This is a genomic window from Chryseobacterium piperi, from assembly GCF_002285635.2.
GTDB classification, from domain to species: domain Bacteria; phylum Bacteroidota; class Bacteroidia; order Flavobacteriales; family Weeksellaceae; genus Chryseobacterium; species Chryseobacterium piperi.
The window spans coordinates 3,445,158-3,461,546 of the sequence record NZ_CP023049.2 but is presented as its reverse complement, the minus strand read 5'-3'; the positions used below and the strand labels follow the sequence as shown (position 1 = coordinate 3,461,546).

General features: G+C 36.0%; 13 protein-coding genes. 2 read left to right on the top strand and 11 right to left on the bottom strand.

Annotation, left to right across the window (positions count from 1 at the left end; genetic code table 11):
* Positions 1 to 11: 11 nt before the first annotated feature.
* Together CJF12_RS15145 and CJF12_RS15140 are read right to left on the bottom strand one after the other, a co-directional pair.
* The gene (locus CJF12_RS15145; RefSeq protein WP_034681489.1) at positions 12 to 2,846 is read right to left on the bottom strand and encodes an alpha-amylase family glycosyl hydrolase; all 2,835 of its coding nucleotides are present in this window, start codon (positions 2,844 to 2,846) and stop codon (positions 12 to 14) included.
* Positions 2,847 to 3,060: 214 nt separating this feature from the next.
* Positions 3,061 to 4,203 (bottom strand): T9SS type A sorting domain-containing protein, encoded by a 1,143-nt coding sequence (locus CJF12_RS15140; RefSeq protein ID WP_034681488.1) that lies wholly within the window; start codon positions 4,201 to 4,203, stop codon positions 3,061 to 3,063.
* Positions 4,204 to 4,332: 129 nt separating this feature from the next.
* On the opposite strand from CJF12_RS15140, the gene CJF12_RS15135 reads away from it, so the two are divergent.
* The gene (locus CJF12_RS15135) at positions 4,333 to 5,223 is read left to right on the top strand and encodes a helix-turn-helix domain-containing protein (RefSeq protein WP_034681487.1); all 891 of its coding nucleotides are present in this window, start codon (positions 4,333 to 4,335) and stop codon (positions 5,221 to 5,223) included.
* 97 nt (positions 5,224 to 5,320) lie between these two features.
* Here CJF12_RS15135 and CJF12_RS15130 read toward each other — a convergent pair whose 3' ends face one another.
* Positions 5,321 to 5,599, bottom strand: a complete 279-nt coding sequence (locus CJF12_RS15130) for a hypothetical protein (RefSeq protein WP_034681486.1) — start codon at positions 5,597 to 5,599, stop codon at positions 5,321 to 5,323.
* 95 nt (positions 5,600 to 5,694) lie between these two features.
* Complete coding sequence (locus tag CJF12_RS15125; protein WP_034681485.1) at positions 5,695 to 7,302, bottom strand: fumarate hydratase; 1,608 nt, start codon at positions 7,300 to 7,302, stop codon at positions 5,695 to 5,697.
* Between the two features lie 137 nt (positions 7,303 to 7,439).
* Here CJF12_RS15125 and fumC point away from each other — a divergent pair, with 137 nt between their 5' ends.
* Complete coding sequence (gene fumC / locus CJF12_RS15120; RefSeq protein ID WP_034681484.1) at positions 7,440 to 8,834, top strand: class II fumarate hydratase; 1,395 nt, start codon at positions 7,440 to 7,442, stop codon at positions 8,832 to 8,834.
* Between the two features lie 319 nt (positions 8,835 to 9,153).
* Here the strand turns inward: fumC and CJF12_RS15115 are convergent, their stop codons facing one another.
* The 7 genes from CJF12_RS15115 to CJF12_RS15085 all read right to left on the bottom strand — a co-directional run bounded on the left by CJF12_RS15115 (position 9,154) and on the right by CJF12_RS15085 (position 16,346).
* Positions 9,154 to 10,191 carry an outer membrane beta-barrel protein gene (locus tag CJF12_RS15115; protein WP_034681482.1) on the bottom strand — a complete coding sequence of 346 codons (1,038 nt, stop codon included), beginning with the start codon at positions 10,189 to 10,191 and terminating at the stop codon, positions 9,154 to 9,156.
* 28 nt (positions 10,192 to 10,219) lie between these two features.
* Positions 10,220 to 10,831, bottom strand: coding sequence for a hypothetical protein (locus CJF12_RS15110; RefSeq protein ID WP_034681479.1), 612 nt, complete (start codon positions 10,829 to 10,831; stop codon positions 10,220 to 10,222).
* On the bottom strand, positions 10,818 to 11,378 hold the full coding sequence (locus CJF12_RS15105; RefSeq protein ID WP_034681478.1) for an RNA polymerase sigma factor: 561 nt from the start codon (positions 11,376 to 11,378) through the stop codon (positions 10,818 to 10,820). Before CJF12_RS15105 ends, CJF12_RS15110 begins: the two co-directional genes overlap by 14 nt.
* Positions 11,379 to 11,517: 139 nt before the next feature.
* The gene (locus CJF12_RS15100; protein ID WP_034681476.1) at positions 11,518 to 12,441 is read right to left on the bottom strand and encodes a Dyp-type peroxidase; all 924 of its coding nucleotides are present in this window, start codon (positions 12,439 to 12,441) and stop codon (positions 11,518 to 11,520) included.
* Between the two features lie 26 nt (positions 12,442 to 12,467).
* Positions 12,468 to 13,175, bottom strand: a complete 708-nt coding sequence (locus CJF12_RS15095; protein ID WP_034681474.1) for an ABC transporter ATP-binding protein — start codon at positions 13,173 to 13,175, stop codon at positions 12,468 to 12,470.
* Between the two features lie 5 nt (positions 13,176 to 13,180).
* Entirely contained in the window at positions 13,181 to 14,647 is a 1,467-nt protein-coding gene (locus CJF12_RS15090) for a DUF5687 family protein (protein WP_034681472.1), read from the bottom strand.
* Positions 14,648 to 14,696: 49 nt separating this feature from the next.
* Entirely contained in the window at positions 14,697 to 16,346 is a 1,650-nt protein-coding gene (locus CJF12_RS15085) for a DNA repair protein RecN (protein WP_034681469.1), read from the bottom strand.
* Between the last annotated feature and the right edge of the window lie 43 nt (positions 16,347 to 16,389).

Genomic DNA, 16,389 nt, shown 5'->3' with positions numbered 1-16,389 from the left:
CTTAACCAATGTTATTTAACGACCATTTTCTGGATAGCAATCCCATTATCGGACTTTAAATGAACAAGATAAATACCTGCCGGATAGTTCAAGTTTAACTCATAGATTCCCTCTTCATTTTTGAGTTGGAATGAATCCATCTTTTTTCCACTTATATCATAAATGAAAATTGAACCATTTTTAGCCTTATGGTAAATCAATTGAGCAACGTTGTTCGTTACAGGATTATCTGCAATTTGTAATGATAATTTATTTTTTGTATTCTCATCAATAACAGACAAATTCCCCGTATAATTTCCAAAAACCCTGAACTCTCCTGGCTGAAGTGTTATAGGAGTCATAGTGGAAGTGATGTTTAACGTCGTATTATCCATTAAATTCTGCCATTGACCTGTGTATGGAAAATAAGGAACAACATTTTTTGCAGTAGTATTGTAATTCGCCAGCACAACAACATTCTTTACCCCGCTAGTCAGAGCGTTGTCATAAACAAAAATCCTGGTAATTAATCCATCGGGATCATTACTTAGATTATTCGATTCCACCGTATATGTTTTTGATTGAAATACCGGGTGTGTATTGCGGATATTAATCAATTGTGCCCACGTATCATAAACAGCCTTTCTGTTAACCTGAGTATCATATCCCAAGATAAAAGCAATCGGCTTTTCATCTGTCCTGCATCCACTATTTATAGAACCATCCGCACACCTGTTAATACTGAATTCATATCCAAGTTCACCAAACTGCCAGATCATCTTCGGGCCAGGAATCGTAAAAAATGTAGCGCCAAAAGTTTTCATTCTTTCAAGGGCAGTATTTAGATTTTTTACACTATAAGTCCCATTAATAGCTCCATATTCAAGGTTTTTATACATTAGCCTCTCTTCATCATGACTCTCCCCATATCCAATAGCATGCATATCGGTAAACCCATGGAGCTTATGATCCATTCTATCATAATTACTGTTTTCGTTATATCCCATTGTATTTTGGTTATATGGTTCAGTCTGTTTATTCCAAAGAAGAACCCCTTTTCCTTCTGCTACTCTGTAATTTGCCCATTCCTGTTCTTCGGTATCTGTACCTAAATGTTCAAAAATCATATAAGAGCCCGGATCAATTGCCCATTGTTTATCCGCATAATTTTTTAAAACATCTACCCGGTCTTGCTGATAGGCATTGGTACAGTTCTCGTCATTTTCTGAACAGTTTTGAGTAAAACCTTTGGTAAGATCCCAGCGAAACCCATCCACTTTATACTCTGTCAGCCACTGTTGCAAGGCTCTTTCAACGTAATATTTAGTTGCAGGGTTTGAATGGTTAAAATCATTGAAAACATTATAGGAGTGTTTTGGAACCTGATTAAAATAAGGATTGTTTGCAGCAACATCTCCATAACCATCTCCATCCGGATCAACATTCCAAAGCCTTACCAACGGAGACCTTCCTGTAGCATGATTAAATGCAATATCTAAAATGACTGCAATTCCATTCTGGTGACACAAATCAATAAACTCCTTCAATTTCTCAGGCGTCCCATAAGCTTTATCTAAAGCATAATGAAAAGAGGTATTATATCCCCAGGACACATTTCCGTCAAACTCCATAATAGGAAGAAGCTCAATAGCATTGATATTTAAATTCTTTAAATAAGTAATCTTATTAATCAAAGACTGCCAGTTTTTTTCAAGAGTGAAATCTCTTACCAGTAGCTTATAAACAATTAGATTCTCTTTATTGGGTCTTTGGAAATTTGTAGTTTGCCAATTATAAGGAACTTGCCCTGTTTTGAACATGGAAACTTCAAAATCCTGTCCAGCTGGAAAAACAGGCAAATTAGGATAGGTTGCAGATGAAATCCACTGGTCATCATAAGAAGAAAGGATCTGCGGAGAAAATGGATCTGCTACTTTTTTCAAATCATTGGTTCTATACTGAAAAGTATAGAGTTGCTGAGGAGTAAGGCCATTTAATTCTATCCAGTAAAGATCAGGATTAGCCGTATCCCTTTTCATCAGATATGCGTCATTTACAGCCCAGTTATTAAAACTTCCGATCACATGAACAAAATTTTTAAAAGGGGCATATAGTGCAAGTCCCACCTTTGTCTGATCTGTCGGATGATAATTAATCCCCTGTCTTATCCAGCTGGGAATAGCTTCAGAAACGACATTCCTAGGAACCTGTAAGATAAATGTTGCACTCTTTGAATTTAGATTATCTGTAGCCATTAACTCCATATTGGCATCAGCTCCCACTGTGTAATTGTATGAATATGACAAAGAGGGTGTGGAAGTGGAGTGCATGACTGTCCCATTAGCTTTTAACTGGAAAGTAGAGTTTACATTCGTCGTCGCTGCAATGTTAACAGAGGTTCCTGAAGGCACTGAAGTCAGACTATTAGTCAAAGGATTAGTGAGGGTCAAGCTTAATACACCTACATTGACAAAGGTATCCGAGGTTTGATGACTTCCGGTCTTATCTTTTAAAAGGAAGCCAAACATTCCGATTCCGGTTCTGCTAAAAAAAGAGGTTGGGGTAAAGGTTAAAGAATAAGCATCTGTAGTTGAATCGTAATTTAATTTATTCAAATCATCTGAGTTATTCCAACTCCCATTCGTAGGACAATCCTGACTATTAGCATAAGTGGCATCCAAAGACCATGACCATATGTAAATGGCATTATTGGTTACTCCCCAGACAGATTCATCAATCTGATCTCCTGGTATAGTCAATGTAATCTGATCCGTTTCATTAAACGGGCTTGGTGTAATGGTATAATTAATTTGTCCAAAAAGAAGGACTGTCAACAATACCAGAACTCCGGAATAAAATTTCTTCATAAAAATCTGTCTTTTTCAATTAATATCTTACTAAAATAATTTATTTTTTAAGATATACCACTTAAATTAGATTTTTAACTCATTCAGAAGAAATAAATACAATAGGTAAAAGCCCCATATCAACCTGGGGCTTTAAAATAAATACATAGAGTATTTAACTAAAAAATGAACTGTCTTTTAAAGGGATTACTAATGATGTACAGCTATGTAAAAATCATTTCTTTACAATCTTTTTAAAGAAAGGCTGTCCATTCTTAAATTTTAACTGTACAATATATATCCCACTGGGAAATCCCCGCATATTAATTTCATTATTGGAAAGCAAAACCTCAACGCTCTGCCCTGCCTCATTTACCACTTTCAAGCTTTCTATAGGGGTTCCTGTTTTGATATGGAGAATTCCATTAGTTGGATTAGGATAGATTCCCACGGTATTCAATTTAGTTTCAGAGGTCCCAAGAGACGAAGCCTCCTTGACACACCGTACTGACTGTCCCTGACCTCTGGGACCACCTGCTGCAGCATTTCCTAATACACTCCCTATATAGAAATATTTAGCTCCTGATGATGAAGGTGTAGAACTCCAGTAATACCCTCTTTGACCCACAAAAGTAAAATCTCCCGTTGTTGATCCCCTATAACCGGCAGCAGGCAATTTCAGAGTGCTGTTATAAGCGGCAGTAGGATTATTGATCACTTCAGCATTTTGTAAAGCTACCCAGTCTGTCTGACTTGGCATTTTCCATCCCTGTCCTATTGCCTTACAAGGGTCAAATCCTTCATTAGAACTTATCGATGCTGCACTATTGCCCGTCCATTGGTCAGTTAAAGTATTCCCTGCCCACCATGATCCGGTGATAAATGAGCTGATTCCCACTAATCCATCCGGAGAGTTTGGAGACGGCGTTCCGGTAGTAGGAGAGTTTCTTACCTGATGCCAGTCGTCCCATCTTCCCCATTGGAACAGGTCACCATACGATTCTTCATCAGACATAGATGTGGCTACCTGAGTACTTCCTAAGTTCTGCTGAAGCCATATTTTACCATCTTTTCCTCTTACCGTGCTATAAGAAACCGGCTCCTCTTTGTAAGTAAAAGAAACACAGCCTATATCTCCGGGATTATTTCCCGGATCGGTATTTGTACAGACTTTTCCGGTGGAAAAATCAGCATAAGAAGCTCCATACTTTCCTGAGGTATCAATACTTATCTGGTTATTGACATTCCTCTTAGCAGAAACTACCCGTAACCTATTAATAACGTCCCCCTGTTGAGCATATAGAAAAGTATTGGCAATACCGATCAAGCCTAATCCCACTCCAATTTTCCGTATTGCAAAATGTAAATTTTTGAGCATCCTGAATATTATTTTTATTTATTCTAAATTTAATTTAACTTTGCGCAAAATTAGTAGAGTCGGCTAACGCTGAGTTATCATTTTCAAACTTTTTGTTATCTGATACCCGCTTTAATTTCCAATAGTACCATGCCCGTAAAAGAGTATCCAGAAAAGGATGAATCTAAAAGAGGATTATTGTTCAAATCCCAAGACATTAAGATCATAATGCAGGAAAACCTGTGTCCCGGTAAGATTTCTAAATCCAATATGATTGAAAACCCGTTGAGTTTTAATCTCCTTTTCATGCTAAGTCCTGACATTCATTTAGAAGCACAGGATGACAATATTCAGTTTTTATTCAAAAAAAATCAATATATCCTTTATCATTCGCCTCTGGAAAATAAAGCAGAACTCTGGTCGGAGGGCCAGGAACTATTAAAATATCTTCAGATTCAGCTCAGTTATCAATATGTTTTCAAACTGATCAATCCCGAATCCAATAGGGAAAGCACAGAAATTCTTGAAAAAATGACTAAAAACAATTATATGTTTCTGCATAAAGAGACACCTCCTTATATGACAGCCGAGATGCATATGATCCTGAAAGAAATGACAAGCAGCTCTAAGAAAGGTGTTATGCAGAAACTATTTATTGAGGCTAAAATTATTAAGCTACTGATTTTAATTTTCGAACAGTTCAGCGAAAAGGACATTACTGCATCATCACCTCAACTTCCTTTACTTATAAAAAAATATATTGATGAAAATTACCATAGAAAGATAATGGTAGAAGAAATAGGAAAAGTTATTGGGGTTAACCAGAATATAATAAGAAAAGAGTTCAAAACTCAATATCACATTACAGTCAATCACTATATTTCAGAACTTAGAATGCTTAAAGCTAAAAAGCTAATTGTGGATAAAGAAGTGATGATAAAGGAGATTGCCATTGAATGCGGATATGAATATGTTCAGAACTTCACACGGGCTTTCAAGAAAAAATTCGGTATATCTCCGGAAAAGTTGAGAAATGAATAAAAAGAAAAACCACCTAGTTAACTAAGTGGTTTTATATATGTTGTTTTGCTTTGATATTACTTTTTCAGAATTAAGGTGAAAAAGCAATGACAATCAATTAATGATGTCCGTGACTATCATGTAAGAAAGGACCGTGACCTTTAGGCTCATTGAAAATTACTTCTACTCCTTCTTGTTCATATATTTTCTTTCTTCTGATATCTTCCGGATCGAAAGGCTTCACTTTACCGAAGTATTCCATCAAACCTTCACTTAACCACATTGGGATTACTAATCCAAAAAACATAAAGATACACCAGAATCCTACAAGGAACATTGTAATAAAGTAAACTGTCCAAAGGAACTGATAAAACGGCCAAAATGCTGATAACATCATTTTTCTTATAGATTTTAGGCAAAAATAGAACTTTTTTCTTTTTTACACAAAAGATCGAAGCTCTATTTTTATAATTTATTTTGATTTTAAACTAATTAATGGGCTAAATCTGCAAAGAAGTCATTCCCTTTATCATCTGTAATGATAAACGCAGGGAAGTCTTTGATCTCTATTTTCCTTACTGCCTCCATTCCTAGTTCCGGGAAATCAACCACGTCTACGGAAAGGATATTGTCTTTAGCAAGAATAGCAGCGGGGCCACCGATAGATCCAAGATAGAAACCTCCGTGCTTCTTACAAGCATCTGTTACTTCTTTACTTCTGTTTCCTTTAGCCAACATGATCATACTTCCTCCATTATTTTGAAATTCATCGACATATACGTCCATTCTTCCAGCTGTTGTCGGTCCGAAACTTCCGGAAGCCATTCCTTCAGGAGTCTTTGCAGGACCTGCGTAATAAATCGGATGGTTTTTAAAATATTCCGGCATCGGCTTTCCACTATCCAAAAGTTCTTTGATCTTCGCATGGGCAATATCTCTTGCCACAATTAGAGTCCCGTTTAATTTCAGTCGGGTTTTGATCGGATATTTTGAAAGCTCAGCCAGAATTTCAGGCATAGGCTTATTCAAATTAATTTCTACAGCCTCCTCCAAATGTGGGGGTGTATCTGGTAAGAATCTCTTAGGATCTTGTTCCAATTGTTCAAGGAAAATACCTTCTTTTGTAATCTTACCCTTAATATTTCTGTCGGCAGAACAAGACACTCCCATTCCTACAGGACAAGAAGCAGCATGGCGAGGCAATCTGATCACCCGTACATCATGTGTTAAATATTTACCTCCAAATTGAGCACCAATGGCACTTTCCTGGCATATTTTCTGAACTTTAGCCTCCCATTCCAGATCTCTGAAAGCCTGTCCTCCGTCATTTCCTGAAGTAGGAAGGTTATCGTAATATTTTGCAGATGCTTTTTTTACAGCTGCTAAATTAGCTTCAGCAGAGGTTCCACCTATTACCAACGCTAAATGGTAAGGAGGACAAGCAGCAGTTCCTAAATCTGAAATTTTCTCCTTGATAAATTCTTCAAGAGATTTTTCATTCAATAAAGACTTTGTTTTTTGATACAAAAACGTCTTATTTGCAGAACCACCTCCTTTCGTTAGAAATAAAAACTCGTAAGAATTTCCCTTTTTAGCATATAAATCGATCTGTGCGGGAAGGTTGGATCCTGAATTCTTTTCATCGAACATCGTCAAAGGAACAATCTGAGAATATCTTAAGTTTCTTTTCTGATAGGTATTGTAAATCCCTTTACTTAAATACTCCCCATCATCAACCCCGGTATAAACATTTTCGCCTTTTTTCCCCATTACAATAGCTGTCCCGGTATCCTGACATGAAGGAAGAGCTCCTTCAGCAGCTACTGCAGCATTCTGTAATAAGTTATAAGCAACAAATCTATCATTATCAGTAGCTTCAGGATCGTCAATAATTCTTTTAAGGCTTTCCAGGTGTGAAGAGCGGAGCATAAAAGAAACATCTGCCATCGCCTCTTCAGCAAGTAACTCCAATCCTTTTGGATCAACGGTCAGTATTTCTCTTTCTCCTAATTTTTCAATCGTTACATAATCTGATGTAAGCTTTTTATACACCGTATCATCCTTCTCAATCGGATACGGATCCTGATATCTAAATTCCATTCAATTTTTTGTTTGTACAAAAATAAAACATACTTAAAAAAGCATGAGTAAAATCAGCAATAACCTTTCATATTTATAACGATTATAAATTGTGAATTTTCCAGTTTATCATTAACTTTATAAAAATTTCAATCACAATGAATTATAGAATAGAAAAAGACACGATGGGAGATGTGCAGGTTCCTGCTGATAAGTTCTGGGGTGCACAGACAGAGCGTTCCAGAAACAATTTTAAAATCGGTCCGGAAGGTTCAATGCCTCATGAAATTATTGAAGCATTTGCTTACCTAAAAAAAGCGGCGGCATATGCCAACACTGATTTGGGAGCTCTTCCTTCTGAGAAAAGAGATATGATTGCTAAAGTTTGTGATGAGATCCTGGAAGGGAAATTAAATGATCAGTTTCCTTTGGTTATCTGGCAAACCGGATCCGGGACGCAATCCAATATGAACATCAACGAAGTTGTGTCCAACAGGGCCCACGTTAACAACGGTGGAAAACTAGGTGAAAAATCTGAAGTTCACCCAAACGATGATGTGAATAAATCTCAGTCTTCAAATGATACTTATCCGACAGCAATGCATATTGCTGCTTATAAAAAAGTAGTAGAGGTAACGATTCCTGCAGTTGAAAAACTAAAAAATACGTTAGCAGAAAAAGCAAAGGCTTTTAAAGATGTTGTTAAAATCGGTAGAACTCACCTTATGGATGCTACTCCTTTAACTCTGGGACAGGAATTTTCAGGATATGTAGCACAATTGGAATTCGGTCTTAGAGCCTTGAAAAACACTCTTCCCCACCTTTCCGAACTAGCATTAGGAGGAACTGCTGTAGGAACAGGACTCAATACTCCAAAAGGTTATGATATGGTTGTAGCAGAATATATTGCGAAATTCACCAATCATCCTTTTATAACAGCAGAAAATAAATTTGAGGCACTTGCTGCCCACGATGCGATTGTAGAATCTCACGGCGCATTAAAACAGTTAGCCGTTTCTTTATTTAAAATTGCTCAGGATATTAGATTATTGGCTTCAGGACCTCGTTCCGGAATCGGAGAAATCCATATCCCTGAAAATGAACCCGGCTCTTCTATTATGCCTGGAAAAGTAAATCCTACACAAAATGAGGCTCTGACTATGGTTTGTGCTCAGGTTTTAGGAAATGATACTACCATTTCTTTTGCAGGAACTCAGGGAAATTATGAACTGAATGTTTTCAAACCTGTAATGGCGTACAACTTCTTACAGTCTGCACAGCTGATTGCGGATGCATGCATCTCATTCAACGATCATTGTGCAGTTGGAATTGAACCTAACTACGAGAGAATCAAAGAACTAGTAGACAAGTCTTTAATGCTTGTTACTGCACTCAACACCCATATCGGTTACGAAAATGCAGCTAAAATTGCTAAAACTGCTCATAAAAATGGAACTACGTTAAAAGAAGAAGCTGTAAATCTTGGACTTTTAACTGCTGAACAATTTGATGAGTGGGTGAAACCTGAAGATATGGTAGGAAGTTTAAAATAAAAATTAGATTTTTATACGTTAAATATTGAATATAAAACTCCGGGAGCTTCCCGGAGTTTTATATTTATCTGATGTTGAAGTAAAAACACGGTCAATGTATTGATGATGCTTAACCAAAATAAAAATTAATTTGTGAGAAAAAGCAATATAAGCATCTGTACAAATCTGAGTAATCCGTGCCTAAAAGATTACACCATAAAAGTTTTTAACCTTTAAAATTCAAAACCCTCATGAAGAGACTTCTCCTATTGTCGAAATGACAACTTTACAAAATCTGCGGTTTTACAAATCAACAATTTCACAATTTTACCCTATTTTTTTACCACCAAAGACCAACTCCAAAGATCAAAGCTTTATCATTACTAAAAGTATTGTCTTTAAAGAAGTTACTGAAATCTTTTTTCACGAAAATACTGAATTCATTATAGGAAAGGGTAACCTGCGCGCCATAAACAAAAGGGTTTACCTGATAATTCCCTCTGTTTCTAGAATTCAGATCATCTCCTTTAATAATATTATTTGAGGACATTCTTATTCCACCATACATATTGGCTCCGACCTTAAACCCTTTGTTATAATCTCTGTACTGAATATCCATACCTGCATTTTTCAGCTTTGAAAAATTATATTGTAGACCAAGGGGAATTATAATATACCCTGTTCTAAGTTTGCTTTTATCCAGATTCCCTTCAAATTTTGCCAGATGAATATTGGCATTGGCATCTTTTGCAAAAACCATATTATTATCTAAACGTAGTGTTCTCCATGAAAAACCAACTCCGGAAATAAGTCCCCATGGACTCGTTCTGCTGAACTGGTAATTAAATTTGAACCCAAACTCCAGATTATTCGCATATCCCAGATTTCTATCCAGATCGTTATCGGAGAGGTTGTTTGTAAGAGTCATTACTCCATAGGATACATATCCTTCCATACTTTTGGTCGCACGAAATTTTTTCAAAAGCTTTGCTTTCAGTTCTTCTTTGGAGGTCACATCAGAATTAAGAAGGGAATATCTTACCTGCTTCTGAATAACCATATCAAGGTCAAATCCTAGCGCTTCTATCCGTTGATCTATTTTTTCTGAAAAGCGATCGGCAATGGCAGCTTTCTGTTTATTAAATTCATTTTTTTCCAAATCTTTACTTTGAAGCACCAGAAGCTCAGCCTCCATCAGCTTTTTTTCCTCCTGGATAATTCCATTGATCTTTGTGGCATATTCTTCTACTTTTTCTTTTACAATCGGGCTTACATCTGTATCTTCTTTTGAAGGAAGATTAAATCCCAATGTTCTTTGTGAGTATGCCGATACTGATAAAAGGCATACGAATCCCATCACGATAAATTTCTTGATCATATTATTAATTTTTTATTGTTAAAAAGTATTATTTGCTGTTCAGATCGATTGTCGCTACATTGCTTCCTCCTTTCGTTTTTTCAATAGCATCTTTATGCTCTACTGAAAATAGTAAAGTAGAAGGGTCAACATATCTTTTCTTCACCCGTATTTTTGAAGAGTCTGATTGTGCGATAATTTTTGAAGACGGAATCTGTGGAACTTCCGTTACCAAGACAGGAAGATCTTGTTTAATCATGACAGGTTCTTTGCGTTCAACAAAAACCTGTGATTGAACGGCTTCAACTTTCTTATCCTTTCTGCTGGCTTCCATTACTGGAGAAGCTTTCTGTCCTTGCACAATTTGCACCGGAGATTCGGTGGTTATTTTTTCAGTATTTTTTTCAATATTTGAATGATCTGTTTTTTGAACAGTCTGCAATTTCGGTTGTTTCGGATTATTATAAAAAAGCAGAACGGACCCTAAACTAAATACAAGAACCAGGCACGCCGCTATCAATAACCATTGACGGTTTGATTTTGGAGGATGGTTTTCAGTTTGTCGTTCAATTTCAGACCACAAATCTCTTGAAGGGGTAATTTCTCTCTCTTCAATTTGTTGTTTAATCTGACTTTCGAAATTATTTTTAATAGTGTTCATTTTTCAGTGTTTTTTGTTGTTGAAAGTAAATCTTCCTGAGCTTTTCTTTTGCTCTGAATAACTGTGTTTTACTTACCGCAGTAGAAATCTGAAGGGTTTCCGCAATCTCCTGATGAGAATATCCCTCTAAAACATAAAGGTTAAAAACCATTTTATAAGCATCCGGCAACTGGTCTAAAAGCTCTTGAGCATTAAAGTCATAGACTACATTCTCATCATGATTCTCCTCTATAAAAGACTGATTAATTTCATCAAGATAAAAAACCGTTTTACGGCTTTTGATAAAATTCAGACATTCATTGACAACAATCCTCCTCGCCCAGCCTTCAAGATTACCATCTCCCCTAAAGCCTTCAATATGCTTGAAAATCTTACAGAAAGCTTTGATAAGACAATCTTCTGCCTGATACAAATCACTGATATAGCTTTTACTTACACTCAGTAGTTTTTTTACATTTTGCTCATAAAACAATTTCTGAGCAGCCGGATCCTGTTTTCTCAAGCGGCTCAACAAATCATCTTTCTTATTTCCGAACAAAAGTTTCATTTTATAAATCTGTTTCTATTATAAAGACAACAAAGAATTGAAAAGGTTACACAAAAAAATATTTTTTTTAAAATTTCATTTTATCATACTAAAAAAGGCAGAAATATATTCTACCTTTTATGAAGATCTATGTTAAAGTCTATCCACCGAAGTCATCCAGCATATTTCTGGTAGGCACAAAGAATAAGGTTCCGGTTTCTGCAGTACTGAAATCCAGAATCCGGTCATAGTTTCCCGGTGGATCTCCTATGAACATATTAGTAAGCATCTTTTCTACAGTGGTAAACGTACTTGCATACGATATAAAATAAGTACCAAACTCATTAGTAGAAGGACTTCCAAAAGGCATATTATCTCTTACAATCTTTAATTCATCTCCGATGTTGGCTAGTGCAATATGGGAGTTAGAAGGTTTTACGTCATCAGACATTTCAATATCATTTTCTTTTGACCTTCCGATTACCTTTTCCTGTTCTTCAGTTGAAAGACCTTTCCAGGCATCCATATTATGAATATATTTTTGTACAAAAAGATAGCTTCCCCCTTTGTAGGCAGAATCCTCATCTCCTATTTTCGCAAAATAATCTCTATCCTCTCCATGAGGATTCTCTGTACCATCTACAAAACCTAAAATTGAGCGTGCATCCCAATATTTAAAGCCATGAATTTCTAAAATACTTTCTGCCACAGAGCTTAATAACTTTGAGATTTCAATGGCCATATCAAAACAAATACTATTATTATCAGCCCTAAGGTGAAAATGTAAGTCTCCCGGGGTAGAAACCGCCGTATGTTTTACTCCTTTTACTTCGCTGAAAACAGCTAATTCCTTTGGTAAAGGTTCCGGAAGTTCCAACTTCTTCCAGGCTTCATAACCAATTCCCATCACACAGCTTGCTCTGCTATCCGGAAATCTGTTAAAAACAGAATTGTTAAGATTTAAAACCAGTGCACATAACCGCTGAAATACATTTTTTAACTGAGGACTATCGTGTAACTTCCAAACCATAAAAATAGTGTTGATATTTGGATAGTCGGTAACGTTTTGGGACTCTAAACTCATTTGTATATTTTTTTAATAATGAAATATTATAAGGAAACCTGGTCTGCAAAGTATTGCTCCAGATCTTTAAGTGTTTCGGGGTTCGTTTTAATGTCTTTAACCATTTGACCTTTATTAACTACCACAATTCTATTACATACTTCTGTGGTATGAGACAGGTCATGACTCGAAATAAGAAATGTAACGCCATCCTGCTTGGATAATTCTTTGATCAGATTTTTAAGTTTTATTTGTGTCGAAGGATCAAGGTTAGCAAAAGGCTCATCCAGAATAATAATCTCAGGATTTCCAATAATTGCCCCTACAATTCCTACTTTTTTCTGATTCCCTTTTGACAGATCTCTAACATATTTTCCTGAATTCAAGATCTCTCCGTTAAATAAATCATGAAAAGGTTTTAGGAATTCATCTACGGACGCCTTATTCTGACCTCTCAGCTCACCGATAAAATAAAAATATTCTTCAGGCGTAAGATACCCTATTAAAAAAGTATCATCTACAAATGCAGAGACCTTACTCTTCCACGCCTCAGATTCATTCACCTTAATATCCTCAATACTCACAAAACCTGTTGTGGGCTGAATCAGGTCCAGCATCAGGCTAAACAATGTTGTTTTTCCTGCACCATTGTTTCCCACCAATCCAAAGGTCTCTCCATGAGGAATCTCAAGATGTTCAATGTTAAGAACCGTAGCAGGTCCATATTTTTTAGATAAATTATTAATAGTAATCATTGTTATTAACCTTTATTTTTGAATGCGTCTAATGTGCTGTACTTTTCCCGCTTATAATGCTTTACAATAATATCAAAGATTTTCTCTCTGAGCAAAAATCCTATCGCTCCTAAAATAGCGATACTTAACACTCCGCCCGTCATACCAAAGAAGTTCTTAGTAACCGCAAAAACAGCCATGGGTAATAGCATTTTAGGAATAAGCAGCAATAAAGCTTTTAAATTAAAGCTATTTTTCTGCCCCATTCTCTTTTCTTTAGAGTTGAGATCAATCTGCGTTTTGTTAAATGCACCTGACCAAAGCGTAAACTGAGAATTAACTCCTATATTATATAGCCCTGCAGCAAAAAAGGTAATATATACCTCCCAGCCAATATAGGCATAGAACAAAGCCACGATCATCGAAAGAACTGTCACAATATTCATGAGCCACCATTTCGCTTTCAGGTATTCTTTATAAGGAACATTGAGGGTCATCATCAACGGATAATAAGAACTGTCAAAAGCAGGCACCCTCTGTCCGAATAAAAACTGAAAGCCTCCTGTTACAAATAGCCCCATAAACATCATCATTGCTGATGTTTTATAGGTAACAGAGGTAAACATCAGCAAACCATAAAAGACAAACATAAAGCTTCCCAACAGAATCCCTTTTGTGACCTTATTCCGTCTGAGCATTTTGATATCGTTATTAATAAAAGTTCCAAGGACACCGTATTTATTTAAAAACGCAATATTCTCTGTCCGGCCGACCGTTTTCTTCACTTCCAGCCCCTGATCAAGGTAAAATTCTTTATGAACATATCTGAAACAAATCCACCATATTCCTACAAACAAAATAACTGGAAACATGGCGATATAAGGTTTTTCATAGAAACTGTAGAATACCATTTCAGAATAAGATAATACCGGAATAATCTGGTAGTACCCTAATACTCCAACAACTCCGAAAGCGGCTGCAACCGCAATGGCAACCGTTTCTTTATCGTTGAAAAATATATTGAGAAAATTATTCAGATAGAATAATGCTGAAATTCCCATAAACCATGCGAAAATTTCTAAAAACCCATATCCATTGAATAGCGCAATAATAGAAAATGTAATAAAAAATAAGGAGTTCAGCCAGCTAAATGCTGATAGAAACGTCTTGATCAGCATATAGTTGATCAGTGTTTTCTTAGGAATATTAAGAGTAAGAAAAGGTTTTATATTTTGAGTTGGCATTTCCTGCCATAGGTATTTAATAACCAGATCGATTGCCCAGCCTATGAGTAAAAATCTTGATACAATTTTTAAAGGATCCAGATGAAGCTCTTCTTTTACATAGAAAAAAGCAATAACCGCTCCCCCCACCAGACATCCCATAAAATAAAGGATTCCCAAAAAACGGAGAATCTTCATGGCCAGATTAATTCCAACCGAAGTACCTCGAAAAAAGCTTTTGATTTCTAGCCTCAGGAATTTTAAAAACATATCATCCTTTTTTACATTAGTAAATATAATGTAAAATATGTTACAAACTTTATCCTATAAGCTCTTTTGCCTGGGCAAGAGCTGCATCTGTAATCTTGCTCCCGGATAGTAATTGAGCGATTTCATTCAGCTTCTCTTCTTCATTTAAAGGAATGATTGTAGATTGTGTTTTACCTGAAATATCATGTTTCACTACTTTATAGTTATTATTCCCTTTCGCGGCAACTTGTGCAAGATGGGAAATAACAATAAGCTGCATGTCTTCAGACATTTCCCGCATCAGGTTTCCGATTTCCTCTGCGACTTTTCCTGAAACTCCGGTATCTATTTCATCTAAAATAAGCGTAGGAAGCTCATCACTCTCTGCAATAATTTTCTTTACAGCCAACATTACCCTGGATCTTTCACCTCCTGAAATAGCTGTTTGAATAGGTTTTAAAGGAAACCCCGAATTCGCCTGGAATAAAAGTTGAATATTTTCTTTTCCCCACATATTGAATTCCTGAGCATTCTGTAGTTCTATATCAACCTTCGCCTTTTCAAGGCCTAGCTTTTTAAGCAGCCCTTCAATCTTCTTAATAAAAACCGGAACACTTTTTTTCCTGTTTTTAGAAAGCTTTTCGGAAAGTGAATGAAGTGATTTCTCTTTTTTAGAAACATTCTCCTCAATGTCAGCAATGGAAGATTCAAGTTCTGAGGCTCCCATCTGCTCATCTGCCAATTGATCTCTGATTTCTTTCAGTTCATGAACTCCGGAGACACTATGTTTTAGCAGGAGGGCATTAAGTTTATTATTAAGCTCGGACAATAAAACTAGGTTTTCAGGATTAGCTTCAATTTTACCGGCCTCATTTTCCAATTCGGAGATGATATCTTTTAATTCCACAAAAGATCCTTCAAGTCTCTGATCCAGCTCCGAAAAGCCGTTCGAAACTTCTGCTATTTTTGAAAGCTTATGTATGGCCTCATTAAAGAAAGATAAAATACCTACTTCTTCCTGGTGAAATCTGGATAATACCTGAGCTAAGTTATCAGAAATCATCTCTGCGTTTTCCTGGATGGATAGTTGATTTTGTAAGTCCTCATAATCAACATCATCCAAGTTCAGATCTTCTAATTCAATTAATAAAAATTGCTTATAATCACGCTCTTTATTACTTTCTGAAAGTTGGGTCTGTAATTTTTTAAGCTGAGTCTTTAAGCTCTGAAACTCCGAAAATTCATATTGATAATCATCGATCAACTTTTTATTTTCAGAAAGTCCGTCTATAATTTTAAACTGATATTCTGATGTAAACAGGTTAGAGGTTTCAAACTGAGAATGGATGTCAATCAATTGAGAGGAAAGCTCTTTTAAAATATCTAGTGTTACCGGAACATCATTGATAAAGGCTCTTGATTTTCCTGATGGCAAAATTTCTCTTCTGATAATTGTCTGGTGTTCATAATCCAGATCATTTTCAATAAAGAATTTTTTGAATTGGTTGTTTAAAGCAAATTCTGTTTCTACAATACTTTTTTCTTCAGCATTGGAAATAGATTTCACATCAGCCCTTTCCCCTAAAATGAGTCTTAACGCCCCTAGGATAATAGATTTACCGGCTCCCGTTTCACCGGTAATTACCTGTAAACCATCCTGTAATGAAACTTCAAGAGTATCAATCAGGGCAAAATTTTTAATAAAGATTTTAGAAAGCATAAATTTCCGGCTGATTATTCCTGCAAATATAAAATTTTAGAAT

What these genes read in the sequence shown, in the direction of transcription:
- CJF12_RS15095 (WP_034681474.1), bottom strand. Translation starts at nt 13,175, where the DNA reads ATGATTACTATTAATAATTTATCTAAAAAATATGGACCTGCTACGGTT.
- CJF12_RS15130 (WP_034681486.1), bottom strand. Translation starts at nt 5,599, where the DNA reads ATGATGTTATCAGCATTTTGGCCGTTTTATCAGTTCCTTTGGACAGTT.
- CJF12_RS15085 (WP_034681469.1), bottom strand. Translation starts at nt 16,346, where the DNA reads ATGCTTTCTAAAATCTTTATTAAAAATTTTGCCCTGATTGATACTCTT.
- CJF12_RS15125 (WP_034681485.1), bottom strand. Translation starts at nt 7,302, where the DNA reads ATGGAATTTAGATATCAGGATCCGTATCCGATTGAGAAGGATGATACG.
- fumC (WP_034681484.1), top strand. Translation starts at nt 7,440, where the DNA reads ATGAATTATAGAATAGAAAAAGACACGATGGGAGATGTGCAGGTTCCT.
- CJF12_RS15090 (WP_034681472.1), bottom strand. Translation starts at nt 14,647, where the DNA reads ATGTTTTTAAAATTCCTGAGGCTAGAAATCAAAAGCTTTTTTCGAGGT.
- CJF12_RS15100 (WP_034681476.1), bottom strand. Translation starts at nt 12,441, where the DNA reads ATGAGTTTAGAGTCCCAAAACGTTACCGACTATCCAAATATCAACACT.
- CJF12_RS15145 (WP_034681489.1), bottom strand. Translation starts at nt 2,846, where the DNA reads ATGAAGAAATTTTATTCCGGAGTTCTGGTATTGTTGACAGTCCTTCTT.
- CJF12_RS15115 (WP_034681482.1), bottom strand. Translation starts at nt 10,191, where the DNA reads ATGATCAAGAAATTTATCGTGATGGGATTCGTATGCCTTTTATCAGTA.
- CJF12_RS15110 (WP_034681479.1), bottom strand. Translation starts at nt 10,831, where the DNA reads ATGAACACTATTAAAAATAATTTCGAAAGTCAGATTAAACAACAAATT.
- CJF12_RS15135 (WP_034681487.1), top strand. Translation starts at nt 4,333, where the DNA reads ATGCCCGTAAAAGAGTATCCAGAAAAGGATGAATCTAAAAGAGGATTA.
- CJF12_RS15140 (WP_034681488.1), bottom strand. Translation starts at nt 4,203, where the DNA reads ATGCTCAAAAATTTACATTTTGCAATACGGAAAATTGGAGTGGGATTA.
- CJF12_RS15105 (WP_034681478.1), bottom strand. Translation starts at nt 11,378, where the DNA reads ATGAAACTTTTGTTCGGAAATAAGAAAGATGATTTGTTGAGCCGCTTG.